We start from the raw sequence: 1,354 nt of genomic DNA, 5'->3' as shown, positions 1-1,354 counted from the left end.
ACCGATTTGAAGCATGTAAGCTATTATCCTGTAAGGTTAATAAAACTTCCCTTATAACGGTAGAGACTAATCGTTATTCTGTGCCCTGCAGCTATGTGGGTCAAGCTGTATGGGCAAAAATTTTTGTGGATCGTGTAATCGTAGTGGCTCAAAATCATGTAATCGCAGAACATACTCGTTCCTATGAACGTGGTCAAATGATTACGGTTCTTGATCATTATCTCGAGGTGTTACTAAAAAAACCAAGGGCAATTCGTGACGCTCACGCATTCCAATCAAAAGAAATCCCGGATGTATTCAAACGATTTCATTCGAAAATGCGTGAGCAGGAAGGCTCTGCAGGTGATCAAAAGTTCATTAGACTTCTTCTCCTCCATCGTGATATTGGTATGGAAAACTTAACGAAGGCATTATTGGAAGCGGAAAAAGCGAAAGTATTTCGATATGAGAAAGTCCATGAAATCATTCAAAGTCTTACAAACCAACACACACCAATTAGTACTCTTCCTACGGACAAAACACCAGTCAATCTTCTTGATTACAAAGTGAATAAATCCAATATAGAACAGTACGGTCAATTGACAGGAGGAACTAGGAAATGACAACTGAACTACTATTAGATCACCTTACTAAACAATTACGAATTCCTACTATTGCAGCACAATATCGTTCTCTCGCAAGAGAGGCTGAAGATCGTAATCTAAGATACGAGGAATATCTATTAGCTTTATTAGAAATAGAATCAGAATCTAGAGAGGAAAATCAAAGGCAAAGAAGACTTAAACAAGCAGCTTTTCCGGTTCATAAAACACTAGATGGCTATGATTTTAGTTTGATGCCAAGTTTAAACCGAAATCGTTTTTTGACTTTATCAAAGGGAGATTTTGTGGAGAAGAAGGAAAATATAATTTTTTTAGGAAACAGTGGGACCGGTAAGTCGCATTTGGCAACAGGGTTAGGTATTGAAATGATTAAAAATGGCTATAAGGTTAAGTTTATCTCTGCTGCAGAATTAGTAGAAGAGCTCCTTTTGGCTAATGAAGAGCACAAGCTAGGAGCATTAGAAAAGAGGTGGCTCAAATTTGATTTGATCATCATAGATGAACTTGGTTACGTGCCATTCTCAAAAATTGGAGCTGAACTCTTGTTTCAATTCTTTGCAGGCCGTTACGAACGAGCAAGTGTTATGATAACTACTAATCTAGAGTTTACAGAATGGACATCTATATTCGGAGATGAAAAGATGACTGCAGCGTTACTAGACAGATTAACACATAAGGCTCATATACTTCTTTTAAATGGAGAATCTTATCGATTTAGACAAAGTATGAATCAAAGAGAAGATATCGACCAG

General features: G+C 37.2%; 2 protein-coding genes. Both read left to right on the top strand.

Annotation, left to right across the window (positions count from 1 at the left end; translation table 11 throughout):
• Positions 1-602 (top strand): Mu transposase domain-containing protein (locus CWS01_RS21900; protein ID WP_407938595.1); only part of this gene is annotated, 602 nt, incomplete at its 5' end.
• The coding region (istB, locus tag CWS01_RS21895) for an IS21-like element helper ATPase IstB (protein WP_101179672.1) at positions 599-1,354 on the top strand (756 nt) is incomplete at its 3' end. The genes CWS01_RS21900 and istB, both read left to right, overlap by 4 nt.

The sequence above is a fragment of the Niallia nealsonii genome (assembly GCF_002835805.1).
GTDB lineage: Bacteria > Bacillota > Bacilli > Bacillales > Cytobacillaceae > Niallia > Niallia nealsonii.
This window is presented reverse-complemented; position numbering and strand designations above follow the sequence as displayed.